This window comes from Faecalispora jeddahensis, assembly GCF_000577335.1.
GTDB classification, from domain to species: Bacteria; Bacillota; Clostridia; order Oscillospirales; family Acutalibacteraceae; genus Faecalispora; species Faecalispora jeddahensis.
The window spans coordinates 1-1,357 of sequence record NZ_CBYL010000096.1 but is presented as its reverse complement, the minus strand read 5'-3'; the positions used below and the strand labels follow the sequence as shown (position 1 = coordinate 1,357).

At 50.9% G+C, this 1,357-nt stretch carries 1 protein-coding gene; it reads right to left on the bottom strand.

Annotation, left to right across the window (positions count from 1 at the left end; genetic code table 11):
• Positions 1–53: 53 nt before the first annotated feature.
• Positions 54–1,244: an IS256 family transposase gene (locus tag TY09_RS17460; RefSeq protein ID WP_042437061.1), complete on the bottom strand. Its 1,191-nt coding sequence runs from the start codon at positions 1,242–1,244 to the stop codon at positions 54–56.
• Between the last annotated feature and the right edge of the window lie 113 nt (positions 1,245–1,357).

The window sequence follows — 1,357 nt, the reverse complement described above, 5'->3', positions numbered from 1 at the left end:
GGTAGTGTCAAGAGTTATGCGCAAATTAGTTTGCAGGTTCTGACGGAATGATGTTACCCAGCGATATCAGCGTTGTCGGGAATTGCTTCGAGATGCTTCATATTCATGTATTTCTTGTTTCCCCACTGGGTGCCCGCCACATGCCGGAGCCTAGCACAGACCAGCATCAGGGCGGAGTTCCCATCGGGGAAAGAACCGACCACACGGGTTCGCCTGCGGATTTCTCTGTTCAGGCGCTCAATGACATTGTTTGTGCGGATTCTGGTCCAGTGTTCAAAGGGAAAGGACGTGTAAGCCAGGGTTTCTTCTACGCTGTCCTCTACTTTTTTCGCCGCCTCTTTCAGCTTCATTGACCGCAGAGCGTCGGCAACATCCCTTGCTTTTGCCAGAGCCGCAGCCTTACTCTCTTGTGCGTGGATCGCCTTGAGCATTTTGGACACCAGTTTTACTTTGGAACGGGGAACGACCGAGAACACATTGCGATAGAAGTGGACAATGCAGCGTTGGTATTTGGCTTCCGGATAGACTTCTCCCACAGCTTCCAGCATACCGAGACACTTGTCTCCCACAATGAGTTTCACACCGTCCAAGCCCCGACCCTTCAGCCATTGGAAGAAGCTGATCCAACTGGCTTTGTCCTCTTTCATACCCTCGGCAGCACCCAGCACTTCTCGGTAGCCGTCCTCGTTGACGGCGATTGCAACCAGAATGCTGACATTCTCGTATTCACCGCCCCAGTTCCGGCGAAGATAGATCCCATCGACGTAAACATACGGATACTTTCCACCCTGTAATGGACGGTTGCGCCAGTCTTCGATATGAACGTATGCTTTCTTGTTCAGCTCGCTGATGGTGGCCGGGGATACCTTGCTTCCCCAAAGAGCTTCCGTGATATCCTCTACCCGGCGAACAGAGACACCCGCTAGATACATCTCAATCAAGGCTTCTTCCACCGAACTTTCCCGGCGACGGTAGCGTTCGATGATCGCTGTTTCGAAGGATATCCCCTTAAGCCGTGGGACCTGAAGCGTAACGTCACCGGATGTCGTTGTTAGGTTTCGGCTGTATTGCCCGCTGCGGTATCCCTGCCGGACTTCATTTCGCTCATATTTTGCCGCCTGCGTAAGCTTTTTCGATTCCTCCTCCAGCAGCCCATTTAAGGTTTCTTCCACGCTGCCGCGAACTAATTCCTTGATTTGCCCCTTGATTACTTCCTCGTTTAACTGTACAATTTTCTCAGACATGGTTTGCTCTCTCCTTTCAGAATGGTGTCTCGCAACTTCATTCTACCAGAGACCTGCAAACCTTGTCTTCTTTTTATGCCTTTTTCAATTTGCGCAACTTATTGTACCTTATC